30 protein-coding genes are annotated in these 25,608 nt (G+C 64.9%); 14 read left to right on the forward strand and 16 right to left on the reverse strand.

Annotated elements, in window-relative coordinates:
* Nucleotides 1-4: 4 nt before the first annotated feature.
* Nucleotides 5-610 carry a helix-turn-helix domain-containing protein gene (locus AC4D2R_RS17115; protein ID WP_490941329.1) on the reverse strand — a complete coding sequence of 202 codons (606 nt, stop codon included), beginning with the start codon at nucleotides 608-610 and terminating at the stop codon, nucleotides 5-7.
* 229 nt (nucleotides 611-839) lie between these two features.
* On the opposite strand from AC4D2R_RS17115, the gene AC4D2R_RS17120 reads away from it, so the two are divergent.
* The 4 genes from AC4D2R_RS17120 (at nucleotide 840) to AC4D2R_RS17135 (ending at nucleotide 3,881) form a co-directional block, all read left to right on the forward strand.
* Nucleotides 840-1,094: a hypothetical protein gene (locus AC4D2R_RS17120; RefSeq protein WP_490941301.1), complete on the forward strand. Its 255-nt coding sequence runs from the start codon at nucleotides 840-842 to the stop codon at nucleotides 1,092-1,094.
* A gap of 2 nt (nucleotides 1,095-1,096) precedes the next feature.
* Nucleotides 1,097-2,290: a cupin domain-containing protein gene (locus AC4D2R_RS17125; protein WP_490941302.1), complete on the forward strand. Its 1,194-nt coding sequence runs from the start codon at nucleotides 1,097-1,099 to the stop codon at nucleotides 2,288-2,290.
* Nucleotides 2,291-2,298: 8 nt separating this feature from the next.
* On the forward strand, nucleotides 2,299-3,186 hold the full coding sequence (locus AC4D2R_RS17130) for a sucrase ferredoxin (protein WP_490941303.1): 888 nt from the start codon (nucleotides 2,299-2,301) through the stop codon (nucleotides 3,184-3,186).
* 125 nt (nucleotides 3,187-3,311) lie between these two features.
* A complete protein-coding gene (locus AC4D2R_RS17135) occupies nucleotides 3,312-3,881 on the forward strand; it encodes a GIY-YIG nuclease family protein (protein ID WP_490941330.1) in 570 nt (189 codons plus the stop codon).
* Nucleotides 3,882-3,936: 55 nt separating this feature from the next.
* Here the strand turns inward: AC4D2R_RS17135 and AC4D2R_RS17140 are convergent, their stop codons facing one another.
* The 4 genes from AC4D2R_RS17140 to AC4D2R_RS17155 all read right to left on the reverse strand — a co-directional run bounded on the left by AC4D2R_RS17140 (nucleotide 3,937) and on the right by AC4D2R_RS17155 (nucleotide 6,643).
* Nucleotides 3,937-4,293: a cupin domain-containing protein gene (locus AC4D2R_RS17140; protein WP_490941304.1), complete on the reverse strand. Its 357-nt coding sequence runs from the start codon at nucleotides 4,291-4,293 to the stop codon at nucleotides 3,937-3,939.
* Nucleotides 4,290-4,580, reverse strand: a complete 291-nt coding sequence (locus AC4D2R_RS17145; protein ID WP_490941305.1) for a DUF4287 domain-containing protein — start codon at nucleotides 4,578-4,580, stop codon at nucleotides 4,290-4,292. The genes AC4D2R_RS17140 and AC4D2R_RS17145 overlap by 4 nt, the downstream gene beginning before the upstream one ends.
* Nucleotides 4,581-4,660: 80 nt before the next feature.
* Nucleotides 4,661-5,506, reverse strand: a complete 846-nt coding sequence (locus tag AC4D2R_RS17150; RefSeq protein ID WP_490941306.1) for an aldo/keto reductase — start codon at nucleotides 5,504-5,506, stop codon at nucleotides 4,661-4,663.
* 54 nt (nucleotides 5,507-5,560) lie between these two features.
* A complete protein-coding gene (locus tag AC4D2R_RS17155) occupies nucleotides 5,561-6,643 on the reverse strand; it encodes a hypothetical protein (protein ID WP_490941307.1) in 1,083 nt (360 codons plus the stop codon).
* A 74-nt stretch (nucleotides 6,644-6,717) separates the two neighbouring features.
* On the opposite strand from AC4D2R_RS17155, the gene AC4D2R_RS17160 reads away from it, so the two are divergent.
* Nucleotides 6,718-7,599 carry an alpha/beta fold hydrolase gene (locus AC4D2R_RS17160; RefSeq protein WP_490941308.1) on the forward strand — a complete coding sequence of 294 codons (882 nt, stop codon included), beginning with the start codon at nucleotides 6,718-6,720 and terminating at the stop codon, nucleotides 7,597-7,599.
* Nucleotides 7,600-7,751: 152 nt separating this feature from the next.
* Here AC4D2R_RS17160 and AC4D2R_RS17165 read toward each other — a convergent pair whose 3' ends face one another.
* A complete protein-coding gene (locus AC4D2R_RS17165) occupies nucleotides 7,752-8,177 on the reverse strand; it encodes a pyridoxamine 5'-phosphate oxidase family protein (RefSeq protein ID WP_490941309.1) in 426 nt (141 codons plus the stop codon).
* A 234-nt stretch (nucleotides 8,178-8,411) separates the two neighbouring features.
* Between AC4D2R_RS17165 and AC4D2R_RS17170 the strand changes: the two genes are divergently transcribed.
* Nucleotides 8,412-9,836 carry a dihydrolipoyl dehydrogenase family protein gene (locus AC4D2R_RS17170; RefSeq protein ID WP_490941310.1) on the forward strand — a complete coding sequence of 475 codons (1,425 nt, stop codon included), beginning with the start codon at nucleotides 8,412-8,414 and terminating at the stop codon, nucleotides 9,834-9,836.
* A gap of 465 nt (nucleotides 9,837-10,301) precedes the next feature.
* Here the strand turns inward: AC4D2R_RS17170 and AC4D2R_RS17175 are convergent, their stop codons facing one another.
* From AC4D2R_RS17175 to AC4D2R_RS17190, 4 genes are all read right to left on the reverse strand, one after another.
* Nucleotides 10,302-10,445, reverse strand: coding sequence for a hypothetical protein (locus tag AC4D2R_RS17175; protein WP_490941311.1), 144 nt, complete (start codon nucleotides 10,443-10,445; stop codon nucleotides 10,302-10,304).
* Nucleotides 10,446-10,609: 164 nt separating this feature from the next.
* Nucleotides 10,610-10,897, reverse strand: coding sequence for a hypothetical protein (locus AC4D2R_RS17180; protein WP_490941312.1), 288 nt, complete (start codon nucleotides 10,895-10,897; stop codon nucleotides 10,610-10,612).
* Between the two features lie 382 nt (nucleotides 10,898-11,279).
* Nucleotides 11,280-11,477: a hypothetical protein gene (locus tag AC4D2R_RS17185; RefSeq protein WP_490941313.1), complete on the reverse strand. Its 198-nt coding sequence runs from the start codon at nucleotides 11,475-11,477 to the stop codon at nucleotides 11,280-11,282.
* Nucleotides 11,478-11,589: 112 nt separating this feature from the next.
* A complete protein-coding gene (locus AC4D2R_RS17190; RefSeq protein WP_490941314.1) occupies nucleotides 11,590-11,991 on the reverse strand; it encodes a hypothetical protein in 402 nt (133 codons plus the stop codon).
* 414 nt (nucleotides 11,992-12,405) lie between these two features.
* On the opposite strand from AC4D2R_RS17190, the gene AC4D2R_RS17195 reads away from it, so the two are divergent.
* A complete protein-coding gene (locus AC4D2R_RS17195; protein ID WP_490941315.1) occupies nucleotides 12,406-12,585 on the forward strand; it encodes a hypothetical protein in 180 nt (59 codons plus the stop codon).
* Between the two features lie 99 nt (nucleotides 12,586-12,684).
* Here AC4D2R_RS17195 and AC4D2R_RS17200 read toward each other — a convergent pair whose 3' ends face one another.
* Nucleotides 12,685-13,431, reverse strand: a complete 747-nt coding sequence (locus AC4D2R_RS17200) for an SDR family oxidoreductase (RefSeq protein WP_490941316.1) — start codon at nucleotides 13,429-13,431, stop codon at nucleotides 12,685-12,687.
* A gap of 422 nt (nucleotides 13,432-13,853) precedes the next feature.
* On the opposite strand from AC4D2R_RS17200, the gene AC4D2R_RS17205 reads away from it, so the two are divergent.
* Nucleotides 13,854-14,549, forward strand: coding sequence for a VldE C-terminal domain-containing protein (locus tag AC4D2R_RS17205; RefSeq protein WP_490941317.1), 696 nt, complete (start codon nucleotides 13,854-13,856; stop codon nucleotides 14,547-14,549).
* A 125-nt stretch (nucleotides 14,550-14,674) separates the two neighbouring features.
* A complete protein-coding gene (locus tag AC4D2R_RS17210; protein WP_490941318.1) occupies nucleotides 14,675-15,703 on the forward strand; it encodes an ion channel in 1,029 nt (342 codons plus the stop codon).
* A 45-nt stretch (nucleotides 15,704-15,748) separates the two neighbouring features.
* On the opposite strand, the gene AC4D2R_RS17215 is transcribed toward AC4D2R_RS17210, so the two are convergent.
* A complete protein-coding gene (locus AC4D2R_RS17215) occupies nucleotides 15,749-16,996 on the reverse strand; it encodes an alpha/beta fold hydrolase (RefSeq protein WP_490941319.1) in 1,248 nt (415 codons plus the stop codon).
* A 258-nt stretch (nucleotides 16,997-17,254) separates the two neighbouring features.
* Between AC4D2R_RS17215 and AC4D2R_RS17220 the strand changes: the two genes are divergently transcribed.
* From AC4D2R_RS17220 to AC4D2R_RS17240, 5 genes are all read left to right on the forward strand, one after another.
* Nucleotides 17,255-18,244: a helix-turn-helix domain-containing protein gene (locus tag AC4D2R_RS17220; RefSeq protein WP_490941320.1), complete on the forward strand. Its 990-nt coding sequence runs from the start codon at nucleotides 17,255-17,257 to the stop codon at nucleotides 18,242-18,244.
* 80 nt (nucleotides 18,245-18,324) lie between these two features.
* Complete coding sequence (locus AC4D2R_RS17225) at nucleotides 18,325-19,608, forward strand: class I SAM-dependent methyltransferase (RefSeq protein ID WP_490941321.1); 1,284 nt, start codon at nucleotides 18,325-18,327, stop codon at nucleotides 19,606-19,608.
* Between the two features lie 51 nt (nucleotides 19,609-19,659).
* Complete coding sequence (locus AC4D2R_RS17230) at nucleotides 19,660-20,352, forward strand: LmeA family phospholipid-binding protein (RefSeq protein ID WP_490941322.1); 693 nt, start codon at nucleotides 19,660-19,662, stop codon at nucleotides 20,350-20,352.
* A 159-nt stretch (nucleotides 20,353-20,511) separates the two neighbouring features.
* Nucleotides 20,512-21,537 carry a DUF808 domain-containing protein gene (locus AC4D2R_RS17235; RefSeq protein WP_490941323.1) on the forward strand — a complete coding sequence of 342 codons (1,026 nt, stop codon included), beginning with the start codon at nucleotides 20,512-20,514 and terminating at the stop codon, nucleotides 21,535-21,537.
* A gap of 202 nt (nucleotides 21,538-21,739) precedes the next feature.
* The gene (locus AC4D2R_RS17240) at nucleotides 21,740-22,342 is read left to right on the forward strand and encodes a hypothetical protein (protein ID WP_490941324.1); all 603 of its coding nucleotides are present in this window, start codon (nucleotides 21,740-21,742) and stop codon (nucleotides 22,340-22,342) included.
* A gap of 139 nt (nucleotides 22,343-22,481) precedes the next feature.
* On the opposite strand, the gene AC4D2R_RS17245 is transcribed toward AC4D2R_RS17240, so the two are convergent.
* The 4 genes from AC4D2R_RS17245 to AC4D2R_RS17260 form a co-directional block, all read right to left on the reverse strand.
* Nucleotides 22,482-23,063, reverse strand: coding sequence for a dihydrofolate reductase family protein (locus AC4D2R_RS17245; RefSeq protein WP_490941325.1), 582 nt, complete (start codon nucleotides 23,061-23,063; stop codon nucleotides 22,482-22,484).
* Between the two features lie 64 nt (nucleotides 23,064-23,127).
* Nucleotides 23,128-23,967, reverse strand: a complete 840-nt coding sequence (locus AC4D2R_RS17250) for a helix-turn-helix domain-containing protein (protein ID WP_490941326.1) — start codon at nucleotides 23,965-23,967, stop codon at nucleotides 23,128-23,130.
* A 183-nt stretch (nucleotides 23,968-24,150) separates the two neighbouring features.
* Nucleotides 24,151-25,050, reverse strand: a complete 900-nt coding sequence (locus AC4D2R_RS17255) for an alpha/beta fold hydrolase (protein WP_490941327.1) — start codon at nucleotides 25,048-25,050, stop codon at nucleotides 24,151-24,153.
* A gap of 264 nt (nucleotides 25,051-25,314) precedes the next feature.
* Nucleotides 25,315-25,608 (reverse strand): AI-2E family transporter (locus tag AC4D2R_RS17260; RefSeq protein ID WP_490941328.1); only part of this gene is annotated, 294 nt, incomplete at its 5' end.

Raw genomic sequence — 25,608 nt, forward strand, 5'->3', positions numbered from 1 at the left:
CCGCTCAGACATTGACGGTCTCCGGTTTGAGCCCCGACCCGACTCCGGGCTCGAAGACGGCCAGGGAAAACCTGGCGGTTTGCTGGCCCGGATTGGCGTAGGAATGCTCGACGTCGCCCGGGAAGGTCATCGCGTCACCCTCGCCAAGGACAATCGACTGGTCGGCGACCTCGATGGTGATCGAGCCCTGCCGGACCTGAAGTAGCTCCTTCGTGCCAGCCGAGTGGGCCTCGCTTCGGTGTTGCTCCCCTGGCTCCAGTGTCCAGTCCCAAAGCTCAACCACATTCGGCGATTCGGTCCCCGCCACCAGCACCCCGCGGCCACCGGACGCGCCGGCCCACAAGGCAGCACCATCCCCACTGCGGGTGATCTTCACCGGCTTCGGCCGAGGAGGTTCCACCAGCGCCGGTAACCCAACCCCGAGGGCATCGCTGATCCGCAGCAATGTGCCTACGCTGGGGTTCGCAAGCCCCTGCTCCACGTTGACCACCATCCGGCGGCTCACTCCGGCCGCCGCCGCCAATTGGTCTAGCGTCAACCTTCGCAACTGCCGTTCCGTCCTGACACGGTCCCCGATCGCCGATGCGAGAGACCTTGTACCATCATCCATGAGTGCAGCATAATGCACTTTCAGTGCAATGTGAACCGAGGACGAATCGTCCGGCACCTCCTTAGCCGCACTGCGGCTCAGGTGGCTGAGCAGGTGAGCACATTCAGTTGCCGAAGGACCTGTTCCCTCGGATCATCTGTACCGATAGTGTGAACACGGGCAGCGTCAATGAAGGACCGCCTGGGGTAATCAGGTAGGCACGAGGAATATTCAACTCTCAGGAGGAAATATGACTGAACCACAGCAGGATCCCAGCGAACAGGAGATCGCGGCGGACAGTGGCGTGGCCGGCGCCCCGGGTGCCCGCGACGGCGGTGCCGACGGCGGCGCAGACAGTGGTGCCGACGGCGGAGCAGACGGCGGTGCCGACGGCGGAGCAGACGGCGGCGCCGACGGCGGAGCAGACGGCGGTGCCGACGGCGGTGCCGACGGCGGAGCAGACGGCGGCGCCGACGGCGGAGCAGACGCGGGAGCGGGCATCTGAGCTTGAGCACTCCTCCTGAGGACCTCACGCGCCCCGGCGCTGGGGTTCTGGAGACACGCCTGATCGACATCGACCGCGAAAGGTTCGCGCGTGACGTCTGGGGGCGGACAGCCTTGCTCACGCGCGGCGCGGGCGACTTTTCCGACCTGTTCTCCGCCGGCGCCGTCGACGAACTGGTCTCCCGCCGGGGACTGCGCACGCCCTTCCTCCGTGTCGCCAAAGGCGGCTCCACATTTCCCGACTCCTCCTTCACCTCCCCGGCCGGCGTCGGCGCCACCATTTCCGACCAGCTCGATGACACCGCCTTGTGGCGGAAGTTTGCCGACGGCGCCACCCTCGTCCTGCAGGCGCTGCACCGCACGTGGGAACCGATCGCGGACTTCAACGCCCGGCTGAGCACCGAGCTCGGACATCCGGTGCAGGCCAATGCCTACATCACACCGCCCCAGAACCGGGGGTTCGACGACCACTACGACGTCCATGACGTCTTCGTCCTGCAGATCGAAGGAACCAAGCGCTGGATCATCCACGAACCGGTCCTCCCCGACCCCCTGCGTGACCAGGTGTGGACCGACCGTCGATCCGCCGTCGCAGACGCCGCGAAGGGCGAGGCCTACATCGACACCGTGCTCGAGCCGGGCGATGTCCTCTACCTGCCGCGTGGCTGGCTGCACGCCGCACAGGCGCAGGGCGAGGTCTCCATCCACCTCACGCTCGGCATCCACAGCTGGACCCGCTACGCACTGGCCGAACAGCTCGCCCAGGCCGCGCTTGCGGCCCTCCACGACGATCCCGAGATGCGCCGGACGCTTCCCCTGGGCATCGACGGACCGACCGACGACGTCGACATCGTCCGGAAACGCCTGACCGCCGCCGTCACCGACGCCGATTCCGCTCCTTTATTTCACCGCACCCGTCGGGGCCAGGGACGCCCGGCACCGCTGGGACCGCTGGCTCAGCTCACGGCCGTCGAAGGTCTGGGTCCCGGGTCCGTGGTGCGGCTGCGCGGTGCACTGGAAGCGCGGCTTGAGGGATCGCGCCTGACCACCCGTGTGGGCTGGCTCGATTTCCCAGAGACCGATCTGCCGTCTGTGAGGCGCCTGCTCGACGGCGGGGCTTACACCGCGAACGATCTTGGCGGCGAACTCGTCGAGAGATTGCTGCGCGCGGGGGTTCTCGTTCCCGCGGAACAGTGACGACCGCCATGGAACGCTTCTTTTGCGCCGACGGTGCCCGGCTGCGGAGCGACCCGATGGCCGGCACAGCGCCGAACGACGTCGTCTGGGTCCTCATCGAGTACCGCGGCAGGTGGCCGTTCAACAGCTTCGACGGCCTCACCCTCGAGCCTGAGACGAAAGCCCTCGTGGTCGCCGCCGCCCAGGCGGCGCGGGCGCGGGTGCTGCTGGTGCGGCGGCCCGGCCGCCGTCGACGCGACGGCCCCAACCGATGGGCAGTCCTGCGCCATGACGGATCCGGCGCCCATCGTCAGCAATGGGGGTCGTGGACGGGTGACGAGGATCTGGCGGAGATTACCGCTGCCCTCAGCAGACCGGGCGAGCTCGGCCACCCGCCGGTCCTCCTGGTCTGCACCCATGGCCTGCATGACACCTGCTGCGCGCTGCGCGGACGGCCCATCGGGCGTGCGCTGAGTGAACGGTGGCCCGAGCAGGTGTGGGAGTGCTCGCACGTCGGCGGTGACCGGTTCGCGGCCAACGTCGTCGTCGCGCCCGACGGCGTCTACTACGGCGGCCTCGACGCCGAGTCGTCGATGGCAACGGTCGAAGGGCACCTCGCCGACTCCATCCACGCGGAGTACCTGCGCGGCTACACCGATCTCCTCCAGCCCCAGCAGGCCGCTGTCGCGGCTGTGCTCGAACGGTTCGGCCCGGCCGGACGGCGGGACTACACGGTCGCCGGGACCACCCGCCACGGTGACCTCTGGCGGATCCGCCTCACCGCTCCCCCGCCCCACCCCGCACAGACCGACGTCGAGCTGCGGGCCCGCCGTGCCCCACCGAACCAGCTGACCTGCCGCGCACCGGCACCGGGCTCGGTCATCGTGTACGAGCCGGTTTCGATCCATTCAAGCTGAAGCATCGGTTCCCGCATCCAGTGGGAACGAGGCGGTCCCACTGACTCGTGAGGGACCCGATCTCCGCGCCCCCGTGAGGCTTGCATGAGTCTGAAAGAAGCGGCAGCATCGAATACGTGTTCGAAATGAAGCAGGGTGACCGCCGATGCGTGCTGCCCGGGGAGGACGGACGGCCATGCGGCCGGCCCGCCGGTGCCTCACCGTTCGCACTCTGCTCGGCGCACGTGGCCGCCGTCATGGAATGGGCGGACGCTGAAGTAGGCACCACCGACGCGATGCCGGCCCCGTGTCGCGCCTGCGGGTCGCGGATCGGCGTCCGGTATCCCTCCGGCTGGGCATGCGCGGCATGTGAGTGGCGCGTCGGGGACATCGTGGACGAGGGACTGCCGCCCCCGCGTGTGGACGTCGTCTACTACATCCGCTTCCAAGACCGGATCAAGATCGGCACGACCGCGAACCCCCGCCAGCGGCTCGCGCGGCTCTGGCACGACGAGGTGCTGGCGTTCGAACGGGGTGATCGGCTCGCGGAGCACCGCCGCCACGAGCAGTTCGCGGCCTCGCGGCTGGGCCGCTCGGAGTGGTTCTCGCCGTCGCCCGCACTCGAGCGGCACATCGCCGAACTCGCCGCGGGCGTAGATGATCCGTGGGCGCGCTACGCCCGCTGGGTCGGAGAGGCAATCGCACTGAGGGGATGAGCCGCAGCGGGGTCGACGCCGGTTCCGCTGAATGCACCAGCGATGAAGATGAGGCCTACGGCCCACTCGGTGCAGGAGATACGAACTCCTGAATGATTTCGGGGGATGCGTGGATGCAGATCATCTCGAGGTTCTCGGTACCGCTGTTGCGGAACCGGTGTCGTGCGCCTGCGTGGACCGTCACAATCGCACCGGTACCGGCGCGGAGCTCTTCCCCGTCGGACTCGATGACTGCTTCGCCCCGCAGCACCACCCACGTCTCGGTGTAGGGGTGCCAGTGGGTGTCGGGCCCGCTGCCGGGGGTGGTGTCCACCCAGAAGAACGAGGCACCGGCACCGTGGTCGGCCCCGACGAACAGCGCCGTCCCGGCGTTGTTCTCGCGGAGCTGCTCGCGGTGGGTAACGGTGGTCATGAGGGTTTGGTCTCCTTCCCGTCGAGCCACAAAGTCTCGGACTCGTCCCGGTGCGAGCCGGTTGTTCCGACATGTTTCTTGTCGATTGCGGCGCCCTTTTTGATCACGTGAACGAGCGCCATGCCGTGGCCGCGTCCCAGGCCGTAGTCGGCCTTGAGCCATTCGAGGATCTCGCCGGCTTTGCCGTTTTGCTCGTCGAATCCCTTGCCGTTCGCGATGTCGAGTAGCTGGCGGGGCGTGAGTCCCGTCTTGTCTTCAATGGTGTCGAGGTAGGCCTGAAATGACATGTCGACATCCTTCCGTTTCCGCCCGGCTGCTGGCAATGGAAGTGGCAGAAATGATGGGCGGCAGATCGGCCCAGCGAGAATCAGCTGACGCGGACTGATCCCAACCGCACGGTCATGCCCGGGTCGCGGTGGTCGAAGAACAGGGACGCGCCGGTGTCGAGGGTCGCGATGTGGGCCATCTCATCCTCGGTGAGGGTGAAGCCGAAGACATCGAAGTTCTGCACAATCCGGTCCGGGTTCACGGACTTGGGAATGACGACGACGTCGCGCTGGATCAGCCAGCGGAGCACCACCTGGGCCACGGAGACCTTATGGGCTTCGGCGATCGGAGTGAACTCAGGGTGGGTGAACAGGTCGTTCCGACCTTCGGCGAAGGGGCCCCAGGACATGATCTGGACGCCGAGTTCCTTCATGAGGCGCTGGTCATCGACACGCTGGTAGAAGGGGTGGTTTTCGATCTGGTTCACCGCGGGGGTGACTTCGTTGTTGGTGATGAGGTCCACGAGGCGGTCGGAGTGGAAATTGGAGACGCCGATCGCTCTGGCACGGCCGTCCCTATAGAGTCCCTGCATGGCCCGCCACTCGCTGTAGTAGTCACCGTAGGGCTGGTGGATCAAATAGAGGTCGACGTAGTCCAGACCGAGCCGCCGCAGGGAGGTGTTGAAGGCGTCGATGGTGTTCTGTTCGCCTGCGTCCTGCACCCAAAGCTTGGTGACGATGAACAGTTCCTCGCGGGGGATCCCGCTGTTGGCGATTGCCCGGCCGACGGCCTCCTCGTTCCCGTAGGCCGCAGCGGTGTCGATGAGCCGGTAACCGGCCGAAAGGGCGTCCGCAACGGCCTTCTCGGTTTCATCGCCAGGGATCTGGTACACGCCGAAGCCGAGGATCGGCATCTCGACGCCGTTATTGAGGGTGACTGTCTGCATCTGGTTTTCCTATCGGAAGTAGCGGGCGGGAGGGTGCCCGGTAGGCACTGCGTCTTAGCCGGTGCGAATCCAGCCGTCATCGTCATGCGGGCGCTGCCATGCCTGCCGCGGTTCCACCCACTCGCGGGCGACGTCAGTGAGCCAGATCGTGGTGTCAGGATTCCACCCTGCAATGACCGAGGCACGGTCGGCGTCGATGCGCAGGGCGCGGGTACCGCATCGGAGATAGCCGAGAACCGTGAGGTGGACAGCGTCCCAGTCATCCGCGACCCGTTCCCAGTCCGGGATGAGCCACGTGCCCTCACGCCCCGTCGTGCGGAACCAATCGTGGCGGCGCGAGGCCGTGACATCGAGCGGATATTTCCGGCAGAGGTGGGCCCAGTCTTCCTCGTCCGCGACCTCGAAGGTGCGGCCGGTCCCTCGGACGGGGATTACAGTAGCGCACTCCTCTCCCATGGCGTCCTCAATGAGGCTTAGTCCCGCCGGCACCCGGCCGACGGTCTGCAGAAGACCCTGCGGAAAGGACCACCACGTGCCGGACCAGGGTGCGCGGGGATCCCGGGGACGGTCGAGCCCGGCCCGTTCCTCTTCGATCCGCGCACCTCGCGCCCAGGCAACCAGCGTCTCGCGCGTACTGCGGGGCAGAGGCGCCGGGTCCTCCATTGATCGCCAGTCGATGTGCCACTGCTCGCGCTGGCGCGGTTGGGTGAACCACTTTCCGACGTCGGAGGCCATGACCTGCCCGGCGAATGGACGGAGAGCATCGCGGATCACTGCGAGCGCTGCGAGGGTGTCTTCGCCGTCGGGTTCCTGCCAGTAGCGGGCATTGCCGACCGATGCCTCCAACGCTGCCTCAATCTGGTGCCCGGTTGGGGTACTTACCGGGGAGGTGCTGAGCCTTACGGCCAGCTCATCGACCGTCATCGAGATGGGTGGCCAGCCGGATTGGGGCGCCGGTCCGTCTTCATCCATGGTGGTGAAGAATACGGTGGTGCGTGACGTGCCGGCGGAGGGGTCCAGGCCGCTGCTGAGATACATCACCGGGCCCCTCAGTTCCGGAATCAGCTCCATGGCCAGCTCGAGGCACAGCCGGCGTCCTCTTGGACCTTCGAGGAGCGTCTCTTCCGACACCGTCATTCCGTCATCCTGCCACGTGATCCATAGACGGGAGGGAATGTGCCCGCTTTCACGGCTTAAGGACAGCTTGCTCGGTGCTCGACGCCGTCGGTCACACGTCGCTCAACCATGGCCTATCCTCACCGGCATTGACATTACTGCCACAACTGGAAACGATCGCAATCATGCCAATCAAGGACGTGCAGGTTGAGGAGTTGAGCCCCGGCAATGCGCCGTCAATCGTGCTTCTGCACGCGGCGGGAACCAGCGGCTGGATGTGGCGCGCTCTCGCGCAGGACCTCGCACGGGAGTTTCACGTGCTGATCCCCGACCTTCCGGGTCACGGCCGCAGCAGTCAACTTCCCTGGCAATCCATAGGGAGGACCGCCGATCTCGTCCGGGCACTTATCGAGGAACGGGGCCACGGCGGCACTGCCCACGTCATCGGTCTGTCTCTTGGAGGCTACGTCGGGCTGGAGCTGACGGCCGCCAGCACAAAGGTTTCGAGCCTGCTGATAAGCGGTGTGAACGTTCTTCCTTTCCCCCACCCCCTGATGATGCGGACCATCGGCCGGTTGATCGAACCCGTGATGCAGTCGAACGCGTTCATCCGCTTCAACGCCCGGCAACTCCGCGTACCCGCTGCCCAGCTCACCGGGTTTCGGGAGGCTGCGAAGGCCGCAGACCGCGCCTCGCTCCGCATGATCAACCTTGAAGCACTGCACTTCACCCTGCCTGAGCGTGCGGCGAGCACTGCGACTCCGATCCTCGCGGTGGCTGGCGGCAACGAACATGTCCTCATCCTGCGCTCGCTCGCAGAGATTCGGGCCTCGTTCCCGCGCGCCGTCGTCGGTGTCGTGCCAGGCGCCCACCATGGATGGAACGGCGAGCAGCCCGAGCTATTCTCGCGCGTTGTCCGCGAGTGGGTTGGGAGCCGTCAGCTACCGGCCGGCCTCACTCCCCCAGAGACTGAGTGAGCCAAGGTCTTGAACCGTGTCGCTGCCTCTCACCGGGTAGGAGTCCCCACGCGGCAGCCGGCTCCAGCCCGGCGGCGGAGCCGGCGCATTGGTCCTTCCACCCCGCATTCAACCAGTGGGGCCGGTGGGTGCGGAAAAGGCGCACAGCGCGATCAGAACCGTTCGGGGTGGTCGCCGAAGTTGAAGTGCCGGCCGCTGATTTTCGACGGCTCAATTTCGACGTAGAAATCCTTGAGCGTGGGCACCCATGGCTTAAGGTTCAGGGCCTCAGCCGCAGCAATATCCGTGCTGCTCTCAAGCACTCTCGCAGCTCCCTTGACCACCACGCTCCAAGCTTCGTCGGAGGTGATGCCATCTGTCTGGAACACCACGTTTTGGTTGACGGTCAGCTCGGCAAGCTTGGTACCAGGCGCCGTACGCATCAACAGGACGCCGTCGTGAGCACGGTAATTGATTGGGAAGACATCGGTCTCACCGGCTGCGGTCAGGACAAGGCGCCCATGCTGGGTATTCTCCAGCAGCTTCCAACACTGCGCCTCATCAAGGACAAGGACCGGATCATCATGAGAGAACATCATTCCTTAATTGTTCCGACCAGGTGGAAATCTGTAAGGGACAAAAGCCCCTTTCAGCGATCCGGTGTCGGGCAGTGCCGGTGCCTCCTCAGACGGACGAGCCCACGGCCCCTGAGCTTCCCGCCTGTCTGCAGCGCAAGGTCCTGATCTTCACGCTCGGCAGCGTAATGGGAGATTGAACAGAAACAAGCTGACTTGTTCTGGCTAGCACCGGCCGCAGCGGGCCATTCTTGTGTGATGGACACCACAACCGCCACCATCGCCGCCGACGTCGTCGTAATCGGCTTCGGCAAGGGCGGCAAGACCGCTGCGTCTACACTCGGACATCTCGGCAAGCGGGTCGTCTTGATCGAGAAATCCCCGCTGATGTACGGCGGAACCTGCCCGAATGTCGGCTGCGTGCCGACCAAGGCGCTCGTCTACCACGCGCACAATCGTCGGGAGGAGGACTCCGCCCGGGAGTGGTACCGCCGCTCGGTCACCACCGTGCACCAGCTCACCTCATCCTTCCGGGACGTGAACTACAACGTCCTCGACGCCCACGACTCCCTCACGATCCTCACCGGCAAAGGAACGTTCGTCGACCCGCACACCGTGAGCGTTGACGTAGACGGCCGCCAGGTCACCGTCACGGGGGACACAATCCTGATCAACACCGGTTCAGAGCCGGTCATCCCGGATATCGCGGGCATCCGGGACAGCGCCCACGTGATCACGAGCACCGACCTCATTCACCGGACAGATCTTCCCGCCCACCTCGTGATCATCGGTGGCGGATACCTGGGCCTTGAACTCGGCGCCGTGTACCGGACATTCGGCTCCGAAGTCACGATCCTCGAGATGACATCCCAGATCCTCCGCCGCGAAGACGACGACGTCGCCCAGGTCGCCATCGGCATTCTTGAGAACCAGGGCATCAACATCGTCACGAACACCAACGTGCTCGAGATCCGGGATGGCGCGGACGGCGCCGTCGTCACCTACGAACGCGATGGCGAGCGATACACGGTCGAAGCAGATGCCGTGCTCCCGGCGACCGGCCGGGCTCCGGCGACGGAGGGGCTCGGTCTCGACGCTGCTGGGGTGACCACCGCGCCCCGGGGTGCCGTCGTGGTCGACGGGAACCTCCGGACGAGCCAGCCGCACATCTTCGCGCTCGGTGACGTCAACGGCGGGCCCCAGTTCACCTACGTCTCGCTCGATGACGCCCGCATCGTGCTCGACCAACTGATCGGGGAGGGAAAGCGCAGCACCGCCGACCGCCACTCGGTCCCGCGCACCCTCTTCATCTCGCCGCCGCTCTCGACCGTCGGCCTCACCGAGAGGGAAGCGCGGGCTGCCGGCCACCGGATTAAAGTGGGGAGTCAAAATGTCGGTGAGATCTTCGCGATGCCGCGGGCCTACATCGTCGAAGAGATCCGAGGCATGATGAAATTCATCATTGACCTCGACACCGACCTGATTCTCGGTGCGGCATTGCTCAGCGTCGACTCGCAGGAAATCATCAACGTGGTTGCCCTCGCGATGCGCAGCGGAACCACGGCGACGCAGCTGCAGGAGTCCATCTATACGCACCCGAGTTCCACCGAGGCCCTCAATGACGTCATCGGAACAATAGTGCGCACCGACGCACGAGAGAACCCGGAGGCCGAAGCGGCGTAGGCGCGCTGGGCCGAACCCCCAAAAAAGTTCCTGAGCATCAAGCTGCGTAGCCTGAAGAGGTAGGACCGGTGGAAACACCGAAGCGACACCGAATCATGACCCGCAGGGAAGGTGCCGTCTCCACGTCGCATCCATTGGGCTAGCAGCGAGCTCGTCGCCGTCCATACGGTCAGCGCCTCCAGTGCGAAAGGTCATCACCTTCTTCTTCTCGAATTGATGGTTCTCATGCGAAAGGCGGCCGATGATTTCCGGGATTATTTCCGGGGCAGGGCGGACCCTGATGGACACCTTGAAATCGTCGGCGAGGATGATGGGGAGCGCCTCCAGTATCACCTCGGCCAGCCGTACAGCGGCGTCTTCTCCCACCGCGACCGATACGCCGGTCTCCCCGCGTGCTGAATAGAAAAACGTCCGCGGCGCTAGCGCTCAACGCCGGTGTGTTGCCGGCCAGCATCAGTGCGTCATTCACTTATTGCGCCTGAAGAAGTACCCGGCCAGAATCAGGCTCATGACCAGGAGCGCCGTGTAGAGGCTCTTTAGGAATAGGCCGTCACCGATGAAGATCATGACGATCGAAACCATTGCCAGCAAACCATACAGAACAACCATCGACCGGTCTCCTCATGCATTTGTCCCAAACCAATAGAACCGGAAAATGTTTGAGCGTGCCCCTTCTACGCCGCAGGCCCTGCCGGACGGCACCGGAGACCGCGGCGGGACCGCGAGGCACACTCACCGAATGGGTTGCGCAGATGCGCCGGGACCAGCGTCATCTACGAGTAGCGTCCCGTGAAGGTTGATCCGCGGTTGACCTCGGTGAACTCGAGACCGACAACTTCCCCGTCCTCCACGACCCATCTCAGTTCGTAACACGCTCGGTAGCTCGGCGGCCAGAAGGAACAGAACCGTCCCTTGTCATCGACGTACCACTCACCCAGCGTTGGCGACCCCTGCTCGATGTAGGTTGTCGCACCGCTCGTATCGAAGGTCTGCGTGGCTCCGTCATCGTAGAGAAAGCCCCCAGCCGTGACCGCATCGGCGATCTCATCTGCCTGTACCATTTCCCGATCCTTGATCGGCCGCTTCTTAGCAAAGTTCGACACCGAAACCTCCCTGATCCTGAGCCGCCGAGCATCTGCTCGGTTCACCCGGCTGGACACCAGTCAAGTGCCGGCCAGAAGGGCACCTCGTAGCCAGTGTCCGCCTCGGGATTGGGTTCGGCAAGTGCCACCCGCGGACCCTCTTTCCCGATGTGGGGGGCTCTGGTGGAGGGCGAGTTCGATCTGCATGTCCTGCTTGCTTTCGACCCCGGTCCCCCGCCCGTCGACACCTGTAGGAGCAGGTTCTCCGGGGCCTCGGAAAGGGCCGCTCAGGACGGTCCGGTCACTAAAAAACCCACCGGGTGGCCGGTGGGCTGGGTGGCTGAAAAAGGGCGTCCTGGGCTCATCGCGACTCGAAGCGGATTGCGGCGCGGACGCGGGATGAGCGCGAGCCGATGCGGTTGGTCCTGCCGGTCTGGTGCTTGCGCGCCTTCTGGTCGGCGTGGACGCCTGCGGCGCCGGACGCGGCAAATGCCGCGCGTCGGGAGACAAGCTCCCCGGGGAGGGCTAAACCGGACTTCCGGTTCTTGGGCTGTGCCATGCTCGTGCCTTTCGAGTGGGTTGGTGATTACACCCTCTCATGCGTACGGCGCCCTCCTCCTTCCGCGCCGGTGGCCGCCCTAGTAGCTCAGCACTGCCCAAGACTGACCGGTTTAGTCGTCGTACTGTCCGGTCGGATTGGCTTGCTCCCTGAAAATCGGGCCGATGAGCTGGAAGGTGCCCGCTTCGCATGCCTGGGAGAGGGATCGTTCCTCCCGATCGAGGCGTGCCACCTCGGCGGCGGGGTCCCCTCTTGTGAAGAGCTCATCCCTCCGGCTCGATGAATGGTTCCGAACAAAATAGCCGTTGCCATCCACCACTTCGTCTACGGTGAAGCCTGCTGCGGTCATTCTGGCGACGTACCGCCGGTACGCTTCCTCGTACTCCTCGCGGGTCACGTACCCCTTGGCGAGGACACCGGCCTCGAAATCGGAGAGCCTTCTAACCTTGAAGACCCTGGCGACCCCGGCATGCATAGGATTTTTAAGGGCGCGCGGGCTGTGTTCCGGAATCATCGGTTCTCCTCTGATGTGCTGCTGGGCAGGATGGTCAGTGCGTTCCGCGGCGGAGCTTCCTAGTAGCCCGACCCCTGGGCTGGAGTGCCGCCGTCGGACGCGGCGTCGACAAACCCGTAAGCATCAAAGGCAGAGGAACTATGGCCCGTTCCCACGTCTTCGGCATGCGGACCCCCTCAGGTGGCGACGGCCGATATCGGAACGTCTGCTGCGGAGCCTACCGCCCGGATGCTTCGGATGGTGGCCCGGTATCAGTTCGTCATCCAATCGTCACGCTTCCAGCCCTGCGGGGTCGGCCGTTCACTCGAGAAGTGGTGGAACATCGGATGTAGGTACGGCAGCGCCTTCCTCAGCGACGGCTCCTAGACTGTCGGGATCACATTCCGATGGTCGTGTGAACGAAAGGTGGGTCCGATGGCTTTTCTGGCGGTAGTCTCCGTATTCTTCCTTCTGCCGGGGGTGATCTACACGCTGGCCAATCAAGTGAAGATGTGGCGGGCGATCACTGCGAAGGAACAGGTTTTCGCTGTCCTGACGGTTATCGGGCTCATTGCGGCGCTGATGGCGTTTGTCGGTGTGGCAACGTTCGGCTAGACGAGGGCCAGCCCATATGAGACCCAGAAAACGGAACGAGCCCGCGCCAGTAAGACGTCGACGAGAAAAAACGGCCGGAAATAACCGTGAGGACCGGAGTCAGCCGTCGGCGAGGAGAGCGTCGGCACGGCGGGGCGCGAGACGGTGCAGGAGGATGAACGCTTTAGCTTTTCCTACGTGAATCTCCGACCGGTCAGCTCGCAATCCGGCAAGGATCTCGCGGGCGGCTTGCTCGGCGCTTATCTTGCCGGTGCCGCGGCCTGCGGTCATCGGCGTGTCGACCAGGGGAAGAACGACATCGACGGCCCTGACGGTGGGAGCATCCACGGCGAGCTGGTAGCGAAGGGCCTTCGTGAAGGTGCGCAGCCCGGCCTTGGCCGCTCCGTAAACCGCTGCGCTGCGCTTCGGAGAAATAGCGAGGCCGGAGGTGATGTTCACGATTGCGGCATACCGTGCCTGGATCAGGTGCGGCAGCGTCAGGGCGGTGAGCTTGATCGGAGCGATCAGGTCGATGGTCAGCTCGTGGTCGATATCGGTGAGCATCTGGGGCGCCGGCCGGGTGGTCAAGTGATAGTTAAGTTGTATCCCGGCGTTGTTCACCAGCAGCGAGAGACCGCCTAACTGCTCCACCGCGGTATCGACAATCCGCGGCAAATCCTCCGCGCGGGCGAGGTCAGCCGCCAGCGTGCGAAGGCCCGGAATGCGCGCTGCGGCGGCGTGGAGGCGTGCCTCGTCCCGGCCAATGATGAGCACATCACTGCCTGCCGCGGCCAGTTGGCGGGCTAGTTCCAGGCCCACGCCGGAGCCGCCACCGGTTACAAGCGCCTTGAGCCCCTGGAGCTCCATGCGAGGTCCTCTCTTTCACACCGGACTGTGATGTTCTTTTGTGGGTGCGATGGCGACAGACACCCGAGCGTGGTGGAAACACCACTAGCGCCCAAGACTAGGAGGGCGCTAGCGGCGGGGGCAACTCTTCAGTCGAAGCCTCCTCACCTTTTGTGCGAGGTGCGGGACGGATTTCCGCACCACCCATTGTGTTTATGCCTCTAGGATCGCTCCGACGGCGTTAGTCACTTCTCGGAGAGGTCAGTTGTCTGGGAACCATCAACTGAGCGATCGAGTTAACGCTTGGGCTGCTCCCTGCTCCGCCTGGCTGCAGCACTTCACCTCAATGAAAGGGCTGCGTGAACGTGAGCAGAATCGCCGTGCAGCGCTCTGGGAGCCGGTTTCGCCCGTCTCGGCCACTCCTGGGCATTCTCCTGCTCGGAATGCTCGCGTCAGCCCTAGTGCTCCTCGGGCCCAGCCTGCTCAACAGCATGCGCGCCGGAGACGGCTCGTTGCTGGGAAGTTCGGAATGCACTGTCGAAACCGCCGATGGAGATGTCGGGCTCGACCGTGAGGAGGCAAAGCTGGCCACGACGGCTGTGGCACTCCTGGCTCGCGGGATGGAGGCCCCGGACACATCCAGCATCGATGAAACGGTGCTGCAGCGGCTGGCCGACGGGCCTTCCGAAGACGCAGGTCCCAGCCTGACCTGCCGAGGCTCAGCCGCAAACGGCTTGCCCGAACAGCAGCTGACCGCCTCCGGGTTGACGCCCCGCGCCGAGCAGGTGCGCGAAGCCATGACCGAGGCGTTCGGCGACCAGAGTCTGGGCGGGTTCGCCCCAGGCGGCGTCGATCAAGGGCACGGAGGGGACTCGACCCACTACGACGGCCGGGCCATCGACATTTTCTTCCGGCCGGTGACCGAGGAGAACCGGCGTGAGGGGTGGATACTCGCTCACTGGCTGGTCGCCCATGCTGAGGACCTGAACATCCAGTACGTTATCTTTGACGATCAGTTCTGGAGCGCACATATCCCTCGAGGGCAGTGGCACGACTACGACGCACCCGAGCCCGGTAACGAGATCCTGCGTCACCTCGACCACGTGCACGTGGACGTGCTGGCCGGAGATGTCGGCTGAGGAGCAGCTGAAGGCCCTGAAGAGACCCGTCCTGCTTTCACAGCGACGGGCTTTGGCACCGCCCGGGCGGGTTCTGGAGGGTAGGGTCAGACGGTATTGTCCCGCGACAGGAAGGGAACGCAGGGGTGCCATTTGTACTGTTCCGTCTGATCCGCCAGCTCGGGCGTGCGCGTTTCTGGGTCTTGCCGGCGTTCATCATCATCGCTGTGTTCCTCACCAGTTGGCCCCTCATGGTTTGGGCCGAACCGTCCAGCAACTCAATCACTTCGGCGGAGAGCTACTGGTGGTGGTTCCTGGTCACAGCCGCCACGGTCGGATACGGCGATTTCTTTCCGACGACGGTCGGCGGTCGCCTCGTCGGGATCTATGTCATTGTCGGCGGCATCGTTACGTTGACCACCTTGTTCACCAGGATCGCCATGGCGATCGAGAATGCGAAGGGACAACGCATGAAGGGCAACCGGGATGTGAATATGTCGGACCACCTCGTGATCGTGGGCTACACGCCAGGGCGCACGGAGCGGCTGATACAGGAGATCACCGCTGACAATGCCCATGCGGTTGTCCTGTGTGCCGGGGAGGACGTTCGGGAGAACCCGATGCCCGAACAGCCCGATCTCGGCTTCGTCCGGGGTGATCTTGCCGAGGAAAGCGTGCTGCGCCGTGCCGGGGTGCACCGGGCCGCGCGCGTACTCATCGACGCCCGCGACGATAACGAAGCACTTGCCGTCACCGTGGCCGTCACGCATGTGAACCCCAAGGCTCACACGGTCGTCACGCTGCGCGATATGGGCCGAGCCCGCAGCTTCTCCTATGTCGACGCCCACGTCCGCTGCGTACAGTGGCACTCGCCGCGCCTGGCCACTGAAGAGCTGGAAGATCCCGGCATCGCCGTCGTCTACGCCGATCTCATGAGTCACGGCGGCCGGAACACGTACAGCACGCGGCTGCCCGATGCGCTGCCGAGGGTGAACTTTGGACAGATCCAGGAGGCTTTGGGACGGAACTTCATCACCACGGTGCTCGCTGTCCAACACGAGGGGACAATCATCAACCCCGGTTGGGATACTGAGCTGCCCGAAAGCGCTGTCCTGTACTACGTCGGCGAGCGCAGGCTCTCCCACGAGGAAATCGTCCACGCCCTCGCCCGCTGACCCGGCCATCCCCAGGGCCTGTCGGGAGGTTCAGCACCGGAGCACCTATTTCTCCAGCGAACACCCGGATTTAACGGGGCTTGCAGTCCGCGAGGCGCAGACGACGTCGAGAATCCCCCTGGTGGTCGCGGCTGCGTCCTCCCGGTTGGTGATCAGCGACGCATGTGTGGATCCGTCGACGACGCGTTGCAGGCTGTTGGTCGACAGTGCTGCGAGGGCTTCCTGTGAAGCGGTCCAGCCGGGCTGGCTCCCCGTGCCTGCGGTCAGGACGAGCACGGGCTTGTCGGTGAAGCTCCGCAGAGCGGCAGCCTGCTGCACCGAGGGTCCCGCCTGCAGGTACTCGTCTACCGTGCTGCCCAGATGGCCGGGCGTGGCCACTCCCAGCAGCCGGCCGACACCAAGCCGCGCGGCGGCCGTGCTCAGGGCGGAGATCCGGCTCGTCGTGTCTTCGGAGCCCGGGCCTGTGGCATGGGCCGGTTCTGCTTCCGGCTCCGATGCCGGTGCCGTCGAGTCCACCAGAACCAGTCCTGCTACCTCCTCGGGATAACGGGCGGCGAAAGTGAGTGCGTAGAGGCCGCCGAATGAATGCCCGGTCAGGACGTACGGTCCGGGCTCGTTCCCGCGCTGCAGCAATGTGTGAAGGTCGGCCGCGACCTGCGCGCCGTCCTGGGGTTTGGTCGCCGGATCGCTCCACCCGCGGCCTGCCCGGTCGTAGACGCAGACCCGGGTGTCACGGGCAACGACAGGCGCGATCCCTCCGAGGTCGGACGACATGAGTCCCGCGCCCGGTTCAAGTACGACGGTGGGGCTGCCCGAGCCGGTGCAGTTCAGGTAGAGGCGGTGTCCGCCGACGTCGATCACCTGACCCTGCATCGGAGAGGCTGCCGCCTCCGTTGCTCCGCGCACGGTTTCGAGGCCGCCGGCCAGTGAACCCAGAACCAGCGCTGGGAAGACCGGGTAGAGCAGGAAGCGCCCGCTCCGGCGGTGAAGCCGCCGATTGGCCTGGACGATCATCCAGACCGCCAGCCCCAGGAAGGTGGGGGGCCACACCCACGCGAGCACCCCGTGCATCGGGGAACCGAAGGCCACCAGGAGGAACCCGCCCAGTCCCATGAGGAGTGCTGGAACGAAGGCCCACTTTTGTGGTTGATCCGTAAGTTCCGCCGATAGCACCGCCACCAGGGCCCATCCCAGCGCAAGTCCTATCAGGATGGCGCCGGTGATGCCGCTCTCGGTTGCTGGAATGAACGGTGCGGCAGCCAGCAGCGCTGCAGCGAGCAACCCGGTAGCCAACGAGCCGGCCACAGTCCACCCAATCGGTCCCGTGGGTGAGGGATCAGGGCCGGAGGAACCATCATGGCCCTCGGCTATGGGGGTCGTGGGAGTGGCAGTCACCGCGGGCTCAATTGCCTGCACAGCTGAAGGTTGAAATTCGGACATTGGATAAGACTGCCAAGCCGGAGCAGCGGACGGGAGGGGTAAAAACGACCACCTTGAAAAGGATTCTGCAGCAGGGGATTTCGTTGGTCCGTCCGTGGGTACAGTGGCCTCATGCACCGTGTCGTTGCCCTGGCCCTGCCTGATGTCGTCGCCTTCGACCTTGCCATTCCGACGCAGGTATTCGGTCACGAGGATGAGCGGCAGCTGTACTCCTTCGCGGTCTGCGCCGCAGAACCCGGCCTGGTCCGAACGACGACCGGTTACGCCATCCATGCCGCTGGAGGGCTCGAGGCCCTGCTTTCGGCTGACACCGTCGTGGTGCCCGGCTTCAGCCCGCTCGCCGACCCTCCCCGTGAGGTATCCCAAGCGCTTCGGAACGCTTCGGCGAATGGTGCGAGGGTGGTATCCGTCTGCACGGGCGCTTTCGCACTGGCGGCCGCCGGGCTCCTCGACGGAAAGCGCGCGACCACCCATTGGAGAAACGCGGACCGTCTGCAAACCCTGTATCCGGCAGTCGCCGTCGACACCGGTGTGCTGTACATCGACGAGGGCTCTGTGAGCACCAGCGCCGGCGTCGCGGCCGGAATCGACCTGTGCCTGCACCTTGTCCGCACCGACCACGGTACTGAAGCCGCCAACCGCATTGCCCGGCGGATGGTCGTGGCCCCGCACCGCGAGGGCGGACAGACACAGTTCATCGAACGCCCCGTAGCTGCGCCTATGATCCACTTCGAAGAAACGTGTCGCTGGGCCATACAACATCTTGCCGAGCCACTGACAGTCGTAGACATGGCCGTCCACGCCGGCTGGGCACCAAGCAGCTTCGCCCGGAAGTTCCTGACCGAGACCGGAACGACTCCCCTGCGCTGGCTGACAAGCCAGCGCATTGCCGAGGCATGCCGTCTGCTGGAAACAACCGACCTGACCGTACACGCAGTTGCCGCCAGGACCGGTTTGGGCACGTCGGCCAACTTCCGGCTTCACTTCACGCGCGAGTTCAACACCACGCCCTCCAGTTACCGCCGTCTCTACCAGGGTCGAAACCGGTCGGCGATGACGCAACGGCCGCCAGGAAGAGAGCTCCGCCCGCAGCCCCGTTAACGAAGAACATCCTGAGGCCTCCTCACAGTGACGCCGAACTGCCTCTGGCTCCCCCGGACAAGTCGTAGTAGACAGGGGGCATGGCAAAGAGATCGGGAGTGGCACCACGCTTGGCGGAGGCCTTGGGAATTGTTCTCGGCACCCAGGAGATTCCGCTGAGGCTGCGGGCCTGGGACGGTTCAGAAGCGGGGCCCGCCGCTGCGCCCGTGATTGAGTTCCATTCCCGGCGGGGACTGAGGCGAATGCTGTGGTCGCCCAATCAGCTCGGACTAAGCCGTGCGTATGTGGCCGGAGATATTGACGGGCCCGGTGACCTCTTCGAAAGCTTTTCGGTGCTCAGCTCAGTAGGCAAATTCGCCGAACTGAAGGCTTTCCGCCCGCCCACCTTGGGCGAGCGTGTGAAACTGCTCCGTGCCGCCGTCCGGGTTGGTGCGCTGGGACTTCCGCCTGCGCCACCGCCGGAGGAAATGGACGTCACCCGCTCGGGCCGGAAGCACTCCAAGGAGCGCGACGCCGCGGCAATCTCCCACCATTACGACGTCGGCAATGACTTTTACGCGCTCGTGCTCGGTCCGTCGATGGTCTACTCCTGCGCTGTCTGGGGAGACGAAAAGATCGGTCTGGACGCAGCCCAGGAGGCGAAGCTTGACCTGGTCTGCCGCAAACTTGGCCTTCGGCCCGGCATGCGGGTGCTCGACGTGGGCTGCGGCTGGGGCAGTTTCGCCCTGCACGCGGCAGAGAAGTACGGGGCCGACGTCGTGGGCGTCACGCTCTCGAAAGAGCAGGCGGCCCTCGGACGGAAGCGGGCGGCCGACGGCGGCCTCGCCGACCGCATCGAAATCCGGGTTCAGGATTACCGCGAGGTTCACGACGGTCCGTTCGACGCGATCAGCTCGATCGGCATGGCCGAACACGTCGGCCGGGAGCAGATCGGCAACTACGCGTCCCACCTGTACGGACTTCTGCGTCCCGGCGGGCGGCTGCTCAACCACGCCATCTCGTGGAACGCCGGTGAGATGCCGCCGGATCCCGACTCCTTTATCCCCCGCTATGTCTTTCCTGACGGTGAAATGCTCAGCCTCACGGTCATGCTCGGGGCCCTGGAATCGGCCGGGCTGGAAGTGCTCGACGTGGAAGCGCTGCGCCGGCACTACGGGCTGACGCTTCGGGCCTGGGTGCACAACCTTGAAAAGAACTGGGATGAGGCCGTCCGCCTCACGAGCGAAGGTCGGGCCCGGGTGTGGCGGTTGTACATGGCGACGAGCGCACTCGGGTTCGAGCGGGGACTGAACGGCGTCAACCAGGTGCTGGTGCAGCGTCCCGGAGGAGAGGAGCCGCCATTGCGGCTCCGGGAATGGATCTAGACTGGCTCGCCGGGTTTCGTGCCCCGGACCGTCAGCCATCAGACTGTCCTCATGGAGTGGACGCGTGCGAAGGACTGGCTGATCGGTGCTACTGGGATGGTCCTCGCCCTCGGGGTCACAGTTTTGATCCTTTGGTGGGTGGTAAGTGACCCGGCCGGTGGGAGCGCGGCAGCGCCGATGCCGTCGTCGACGGTGGACGCCGGGCGTCCGCCGGGCCTAGAGCCTCCCGCCGACCTGCGCGAGGACGAGGTGTGGCTCGCCGACCTTGAACTAGACGCTGGGACAGTGGTTACCGCGGGCTCGACGCTCCGCGACGTCCGGGCCGTCGGGCGGGACGTTGTCACGGGGCCGGACGGGCTGGTCGCTGCACGCCTCGCCGTTGACGCGACCGTGCCGTTCGAGGACGTCGCCGACGAACTTGGTGGCGGGGCCGTGGTCCGCGCCGCGGACGGCGGCCAGGCCATGGTGCTTCGCACCGTCGAGGTCCTGGGCCGCGAACTCCGCGTCACCGCAACCGGCACAGTCGAGGTCGAGTCGGGCAGGCTCGTTGTCGAGCCACGCTCGATCGACTTCGGCGGGCCGGACTTTCTCTCCGACGCCACCGCCGCCGTCGTGCGCGGGCTAGTGACCATTGAGCACGACATTGAAGGCCTGCCCGAGGGCCTCGTGCTTCGGGACGTCGCCGTCCAGAACGACGGCTTCCGTGCCAACCTCCGGGGCGACGACGTCAGGCTTGTCCCTTAACGTCAAGCGCCCGTCCGGCTATCGCGCATTCAGTTCGAACGGACGCCAATCCCCGTCGACGGGCTGCCCGCCACCGTATACTCGGAGCATGCCGATCACGCACCTTTACCGTCGCCTCCACGACCAGCAGTCCGCGCTCGAGCAGTGCGGGAGCCACCTGTGAGCGGCGGTCTAGTCGCCCTGCTAGACGACGTCGCAGCCCTGGCCCGCATAGCGGCCGCCTCGGTGGACGACGTCGCAGCCGGTGCCGCCAAGGCCGGGACCAAGGCCGCCGGCGTGGTGATCGACGACGCCGCCGTCACCCCGCAGTATGTGTCGGGGGCGGACCCGTCCCGCGAGCTGCCAATGATCAAGCGGATCTTCTGGGGCTCGCTCCGGAACAAGCTGCTGATCATCCTGCCGGCGCTGCTGCTCATCAGCGCCTTCATCCCGTGGATCATCCCGTTCATCCTCATGGCGGGCGGCACCTACCTCTGCTACGAGGGTGCCGAAAAGGTCTGGCACAAGGTCCGCGGCCACCACGCAGCCGACAAAGAGGCGCCGGCGGTCGAACGGGGCCCGGAGGCCGAGACCAAGGTCATCAAGGGCGCCATCACCACCGACTTCATCCTGTCCTGCGAGATCATGGTCATCTCACTGAACGAGGTGGCCAGTGACTCCTTGTGGGCCCGGGCGCTCATCCTGGTTGTCGTGGCGATCGCGATTACAGTGCTCGTGTACGGCGCCGTCGGGCTCATCGTCAAGATGGACGACATCGGCCTGCACCTGACCACCAAAGACTCGGCGGGCTCCAAGCGCTTTGGCGAGCTGCTCGTCAAGGGCATGCCCGCCGTGCTGGCCGCGATCACCTTCATCGGGACGATCGCCATGCTGTGGGTTGGCGGTCACATCATGCTGCAGGGGGCGTACGACCTCGGCTGGCACGCGCCGTATGACCTGGTCCACGTCCTCGAGCATCCCTTCGCCGGAATCGCGGTGGTGGGCAGCTTCCTCGCCTGGCTCGTGAACACTCTGTGCTCGGCCGTCCTGGGACTCGCCTGGGGCCTCGTCGTCATGGCTATCGTGCACCCTCTGGTGAAAGTGCTGCCGTTCGGCAAGAAGAATGGCGGGCACGAAGAGGGCGATGTCCGCGCCGCGATCGCCGGCTATCGGCCGGAGAAACATGATGCCGATCCCGCCTCCTAGCTCATACCCACCGGGGTAGCCGAATGTCCAGCCGAGTCCCGGGCCTCGCCTCCCCGCAGCTTCGTCACCGGCGGCTGCGACATGGTGTCGTGGACAGAGCAGTCTGCGCCAGTGACCGCCGCCGCATGTGCCGGGTGGCCAGGATAGGCTCGCTCGGAACCGGAATACGCATTCATTCCATATGCAAGAGGCGGGGAATCCCTTGGATCTACTGGGCGGCCTGAGCCGCGACGAACTCCGTATTTTCTGCTGGGTTGCGCCCACCGTCTTCGCCCTCGTGGCCGGCCTCTGGCGTCCGCGCAGGCTTCATTGGACTGCTCTTGGTGCTGTCCTGCTCTTCGCAGCCCTCAATGCGGGTGCCGGTATCTATGTCCTGAACCATTTCCGTGATTCGCGCTGGTCTGCAGAGGGAGAGCGTCCGCTGAGCGCTCCGTCATTTTCCGAAACGCCAGTCGTTGGGCAGTTTCTGGAGCCCCTGGACTCCACTCTCAACGACGTGGTCGGTGGGGTGAATGAGTTCCTGGCATTCAAGCAAGCACTTCCCATATCGCTCGACTTCTTTGCCGCGTCGGGCTGGGCCCTGCTGGTGGCTTTTCCGCTTGCCATTCTCGCCGCCGGCGTCAGTTTCGCCGTGGCCAGGCGTCGAAAAGCGGACTTCGAAAGATACCGGGCCACCGTTGACCAGCTCAAAGTGGAGCTTGAGCAGGTCAAGCGGCAGATCTCTGCAGGGAAGACCGTCGACACAGTACTGACTGCAGAGGCCGAGGGCACTGATCTGCGGCCCGGACTGACGCACAGAAGATGATTCGGGCGGGTGCTGCAGTGGCGTCAGTCCAACTAGTCCAGTGAGTGGGCAACCCGGAGTACCCTCAACTTCTCCTGGAGAAAGCCCGATCTTGTGTCACCGCATGTGGTGGCCTTCTTCGCGCACCCACTCAGATCGGTCAACGGCGCACCCGATAGCGCAGGTGAAGCACCCGGTTGCCCTGAATCACCACGTCAGGTTCCTCCAACACGTGCTGCGCGTGGACCGGCCCGAAGTAGCGCTTGCCGGACCCGAACACGACGGGTACGACGTCCATGCGCACCTCGTCCACCAGACCTGCGGCAAGCACCTGGCCACCAACGTCGCCGGCGGCGACCTCGACCATCCGGTCACCCGCAAGCTCCTGCGCCTTGGCTACGGCTGCTTCGACGCCGTCGACGAAGTGAAACGGCGCCTCGGGGTCCCAGCCCTCGGGCTCCGGCCGGTGCGTCACGACGACCACGTGGTCGATCCCGCCTGGGGGCTTCCCGCCCCAGCCGTCCGTCATGTCGAAGACGTGGCGGCCGACGACAGTCGCCCCGATCTGGTCCCAGTACGGCCGGGTGTAGTCGTAGGACGTTTGTGACACCTTCAACTCGCCGCTCTCGTCCAACGGCACGTCACCGCTGAGCAACCAGTCGAACAGCGGTCCGGGCTGGTCGCTCTCGTCCGCGATGAAGCCGTCTACCGACACCGAGCTGTACATGACTACCTTGCCCATGGGCGCTCCTCTGCTTGGGATGCCCTCAGGTTAGAGCTTCGTGGGCTGTCTCTCTTGTAAGAAATCAATCCGTCGGCAGCAGCCAGCTGTCCGGTACGTGGCCGGGATGTTCGCGCAGGAACCGCCGCCGGACTTCGACGTATCGTGTCGGTGTTAGCCCGGTGAATGCCCGGAACTCGTGGCCGAAGTGGGCCTGATCGAAGTAGCCTGCGCTGCTGGCGAGGTCGGCCCAGTCGATCGGTTCGGCGGGGTTGATTGAGAACACGGTGGCGGCGAAGCGGTAGGTGCGGGCCAACCGCTTCGGCGTGACGCCGATGAGCTCCTTGAACCGCTGTGCCAGGTGAGTGCTGCTGACACCGGCTGAAACCCTCAGGTCGTCGATAGCCACAGCCCCGCTAGTGGCCGCGATGATGCGGCTCGTATAGCGGACCAGCCCCAGGCCGGCCGCGTCGACTAACCGTCGCATCAGCTCCTTCTCGAGCAGCGTCAGCATCTCGTGAGGTCCCTCGGCCGTAGCCAGCCGGTCTCGCAGCCCGGCGATGGCGGGTCGACCCCAAATCTGCTCTACCGTCACCGGCCGGTCACACAGCTCGGCCGCGGGCATCGGCAGGAACGGCGCCAGCCCCCACGGCTTGAAGTGCACACCGACGGACCGGGTCCGGGGTGGGTAGCCGAACTCCACCGCGCGGGTGGGCATCGTGACCACGCAGCCGTCGGCGTACTCTGCCGTCTCGATGTCGGTGCCGGCGGGGATGCGAAACGGCGCCCCGAGGTTGACGATGAGAAATGCCGCCGGCATCGGCGGCAGCGTCAGCCGGGCGTACGGCGGCGCACCCTCCAGGTAGTAAAGGTCGTCGATCAGCCCGTCGAGCGGCGGTCGCGGCACTCTGGACACGTACTCCACGCCCACAGTATCGCCGACGCCCGCCCCGCGTACACCTTGTATTGTGAAGAGCCCCTTTAGAATCGGCCGGGTCCGCTCTCACCCCCATTACCTTTCTTCTGTGCCTGCTCTGGTTTGACTCGGATGTCGTCAATCCAGAGCCAGAAACTGACCGATGAAGGGGTGTGAAAGCCTGGGCGGCCATCATTGGGGTGATGATTTTGGCTGTACTTGCTCGCGGGCGGCGGCTTGTTCGGTGCGCCCCTTTGCGACTTTCGCGTCGTCGTCTTGGATGTTTCCCGCGATCTCCATGACCGCGCCTTTGATCTCCCGCGCTATTGCTGATGCTTTTTCCGGCATGGAAAAGCCCTGCTCTTGGGTGTCATCAGGCAGTGGTGGTTTCATTTCAGGGGGGTGGGCGGTGGACAGATTGGCGTGTTGGACGCAGAGGCGCCCCACTTCCCGGGCATAGGCATGCATGACTGAATGCGCTGCTCCGCTGATTTCCCGTGATCGGGCTGAGGGCATGAGGGACGTGAGCTTATGGATCCAATCCCGGGGGCAGACGGCGTCGTGCTCACCACGGACGATTAGAGTGTCGGCGCTAACCTGCTGGGCGACCTGGTCGATGCGGTAGTTCATCATCCTGGGTAGGACGAGGAAGAACCAAGAGAATCCGCAGGACAGGTAGGCGGCGACAGCGAGGAACTTCACCCGCAGCGATTCGTGCCAGCTGGCTCGTGCGAACCGCATAACCTGGGTGAAGATCCGGTTCGCTTCCGGGTCGATTACGGGACTGATCAGAACCAGAGTGCTCAAGTCGGGGCGGCGCGCGGCGAGATCGACGGCAATCTGCGTTCCCATGGAATGCCCGACGATCACGGGATCCTGAAGGTTCTTCTCAATGAGGACACGTTCCACAATGTCCGCATAGTCGCGGATGGATAGGGCTTTCCCGCCATGGGGGACACCACCGAAGCCGGGCAGGTCGAGGGCGTAAACCGGACCGTATTCTTTCAGGTGCGGTGCGAGCTGCTCAAAATAATGGGACGACACTCCGATGCCCGCAATCAGGAGGAACGCACGCGCTCCGGGGGTGCGCACGGAGCTCACCCTGGTCCACACAGGGCCTACATGCACGCGGTCAACGTGGACTTTGTTGTGTTCTTGGGGGTCCATTGCCTGTTCTCTGGCGCATTAATGCAGTCGCAGTCGGGTTTGGTGAGTAGTTTTCCATCTTATGGGGCATGGTGGTGGGATCGTTGGAGCGGTGGACGCAAGGAAGTGGTGATCGATTCGCTGATGCCTGCGGCGAGGTGCCGGCCCTGCCATCCGTGAAGCGAGGAGCTCGGCGATCGAAACCACTTCTTACTTCTCACCGCGCTTTGACTCGGCTTGCACCCGTTCGCTGGCGGGGGTCCGACGGAAGCGCTGGAACTGGGCCGCGACCTGTTCCCGGTTCAGTTCGTGGCGGCGGGCGTGCTTTTTGATTTCCCATGGGTAGTAGTACGGCCGCCAGGCAATGTCGTCATCCAGCCACCGCCGGTCCACGAGGTAGCGCACGAGGCTGTTGAAGAACGCGACGACCGGCACGGCGAACAGGGCACCGGCGATGCCGAAGAGGATGGAGCCGGCGGCCACTGAGAGGAACACTGCCAGCGG

Source organism: Arthrobacter sp. TJ-217 (assembly GCF_058269255.1).

Coding starts and splice junctions, on each gene's coding strand:
- AC4D2R_RS17115 (WP_490941329.1), bottom strand. CDS start 610: ATGGATGATGGTACAAGGTCTCTCGCATCGGCGATCGGGGACCGTGTC.
- AC4D2R_RS17120 (WP_490941301.1), top strand. CDS start 840: ATGACTGAACCACAGCAGGATCCCAGCGAACAGGAGATCGCGGCGGAC.
- AC4D2R_RS17130 (WP_490941303.1), top strand. CDS start 2,299: ATGGAACGCTTCTTTTGCGCCGACGGTGCCCGGCTGCGGAGCGACCCG.
- AC4D2R_RS17135 (WP_490941330.1), top strand. CDS start 3,312: ATGAAGCAGGGTGACCGCCGATGCGTGCTGCCCGGGGAGGACGGACGG.
- AC4D2R_RS17140 (WP_490941304.1), bottom strand. CDS start 4,293: ATGACCACCGTTACCCACCGCGAGCAGCTCCGCGAGAACAACGCCGGG.
- AC4D2R_RS17145 (WP_490941305.1), bottom strand. CDS start 4,580: ATGTCATTTCAGGCCTACCTCGACACCATTGAAGACAAGACGGGACTC.
- AC4D2R_RS17150 (WP_490941306.1), bottom strand. CDS start 5,506: ATGCAGACAGTCACCCTCAATAACGGCGTCGAGATGCCGATCCTCGGC.
- AC4D2R_RS17155 (WP_490941307.1), bottom strand. CDS start 6,643: ATGACGGTGTCGGAAGAGACGCTCCTCGAAGGTCCAAGAGGACGCCGG.
- AC4D2R_RS17165 (WP_490941309.1), bottom strand. CDS start 8,177: ATGATGTTCTCTCATGATGATCCGGTCCTTGTCCTTGATGAGGCGCAG.
- AC4D2R_RS17170 (WP_490941310.1), top strand. CDS start 8,412: ATGGACACCACAACCGCCACCATCGCCGCCGACGTCGTCGTAATCGGC.
- AC4D2R_RS17175 (WP_490941311.1), bottom strand. CDS start 10,445: ATGGTTGTTCTGTATGGTTTGCTGGCAATGGTTTCGATCGTCATGATC.
- AC4D2R_RS17180 (WP_490941312.1), bottom strand. CDS start 10,897: ATGGTACAGGCAGATGAGATCGCCGATGCGGTCACGGCTGGGGGCTTT.
- AC4D2R_RS17185 (WP_490941313.1), bottom strand. CDS start 11,477: ATGGCACAGCCCAAGAACCGGAAGTCCGGTTTAGCCCTCCCCGGGGAG.
- AC4D2R_RS17190 (WP_490941314.1), bottom strand. CDS start 11,991: ATGATTCCGGAACACAGCCCGCGCGCCCTTAAAAATCCTATGCATGCC.
- AC4D2R_RS17195 (WP_490941315.1), top strand. CDS start 12,406: ATGGCTTTTCTGGCGGTAGTCTCCGTATTCTTCCTTCTGCCGGGGGTG.
- AC4D2R_RS17200 (WP_490941316.1), bottom strand. CDS start 13,431: ATGGAGCTCCAGGGGCTCAAGGCGCTTGTAACCGGTGGCGGCTCCGGC.
- AC4D2R_RS17205 (WP_490941317.1), top strand. CDS start 13,854: ATGCTCGCGTCAGCCCTAGTGCTCCTCGGGCCCAGCCTGCTCAACAGC.
- AC4D2R_RS17220 (WP_490941320.1), top strand. CDS start 17,255: ATGCACCGTGTCGTTGCCCTGGCCCTGCCTGATGTCGTCGCCTTCGAC.
- AC4D2R_RS17225 (WP_490941321.1), top strand. CDS start 18,325: ATGGCAAAGAGATCGGGAGTGGCACCACGCTTGGCGGAGGCCTTGGGA.
- AC4D2R_RS17230 (WP_490941322.1), top strand. CDS start 19,660: ATGGAGTGGACGCGTGCGAAGGACTGGCTGATCGGTGCTACTGGGATG.
- AC4D2R_RS17245 (WP_490941325.1), bottom strand. CDS start 23,063: ATGGGCAAGGTAGTCATGTACAGCTCGGTGTCGGTAGACGGCTTCATC.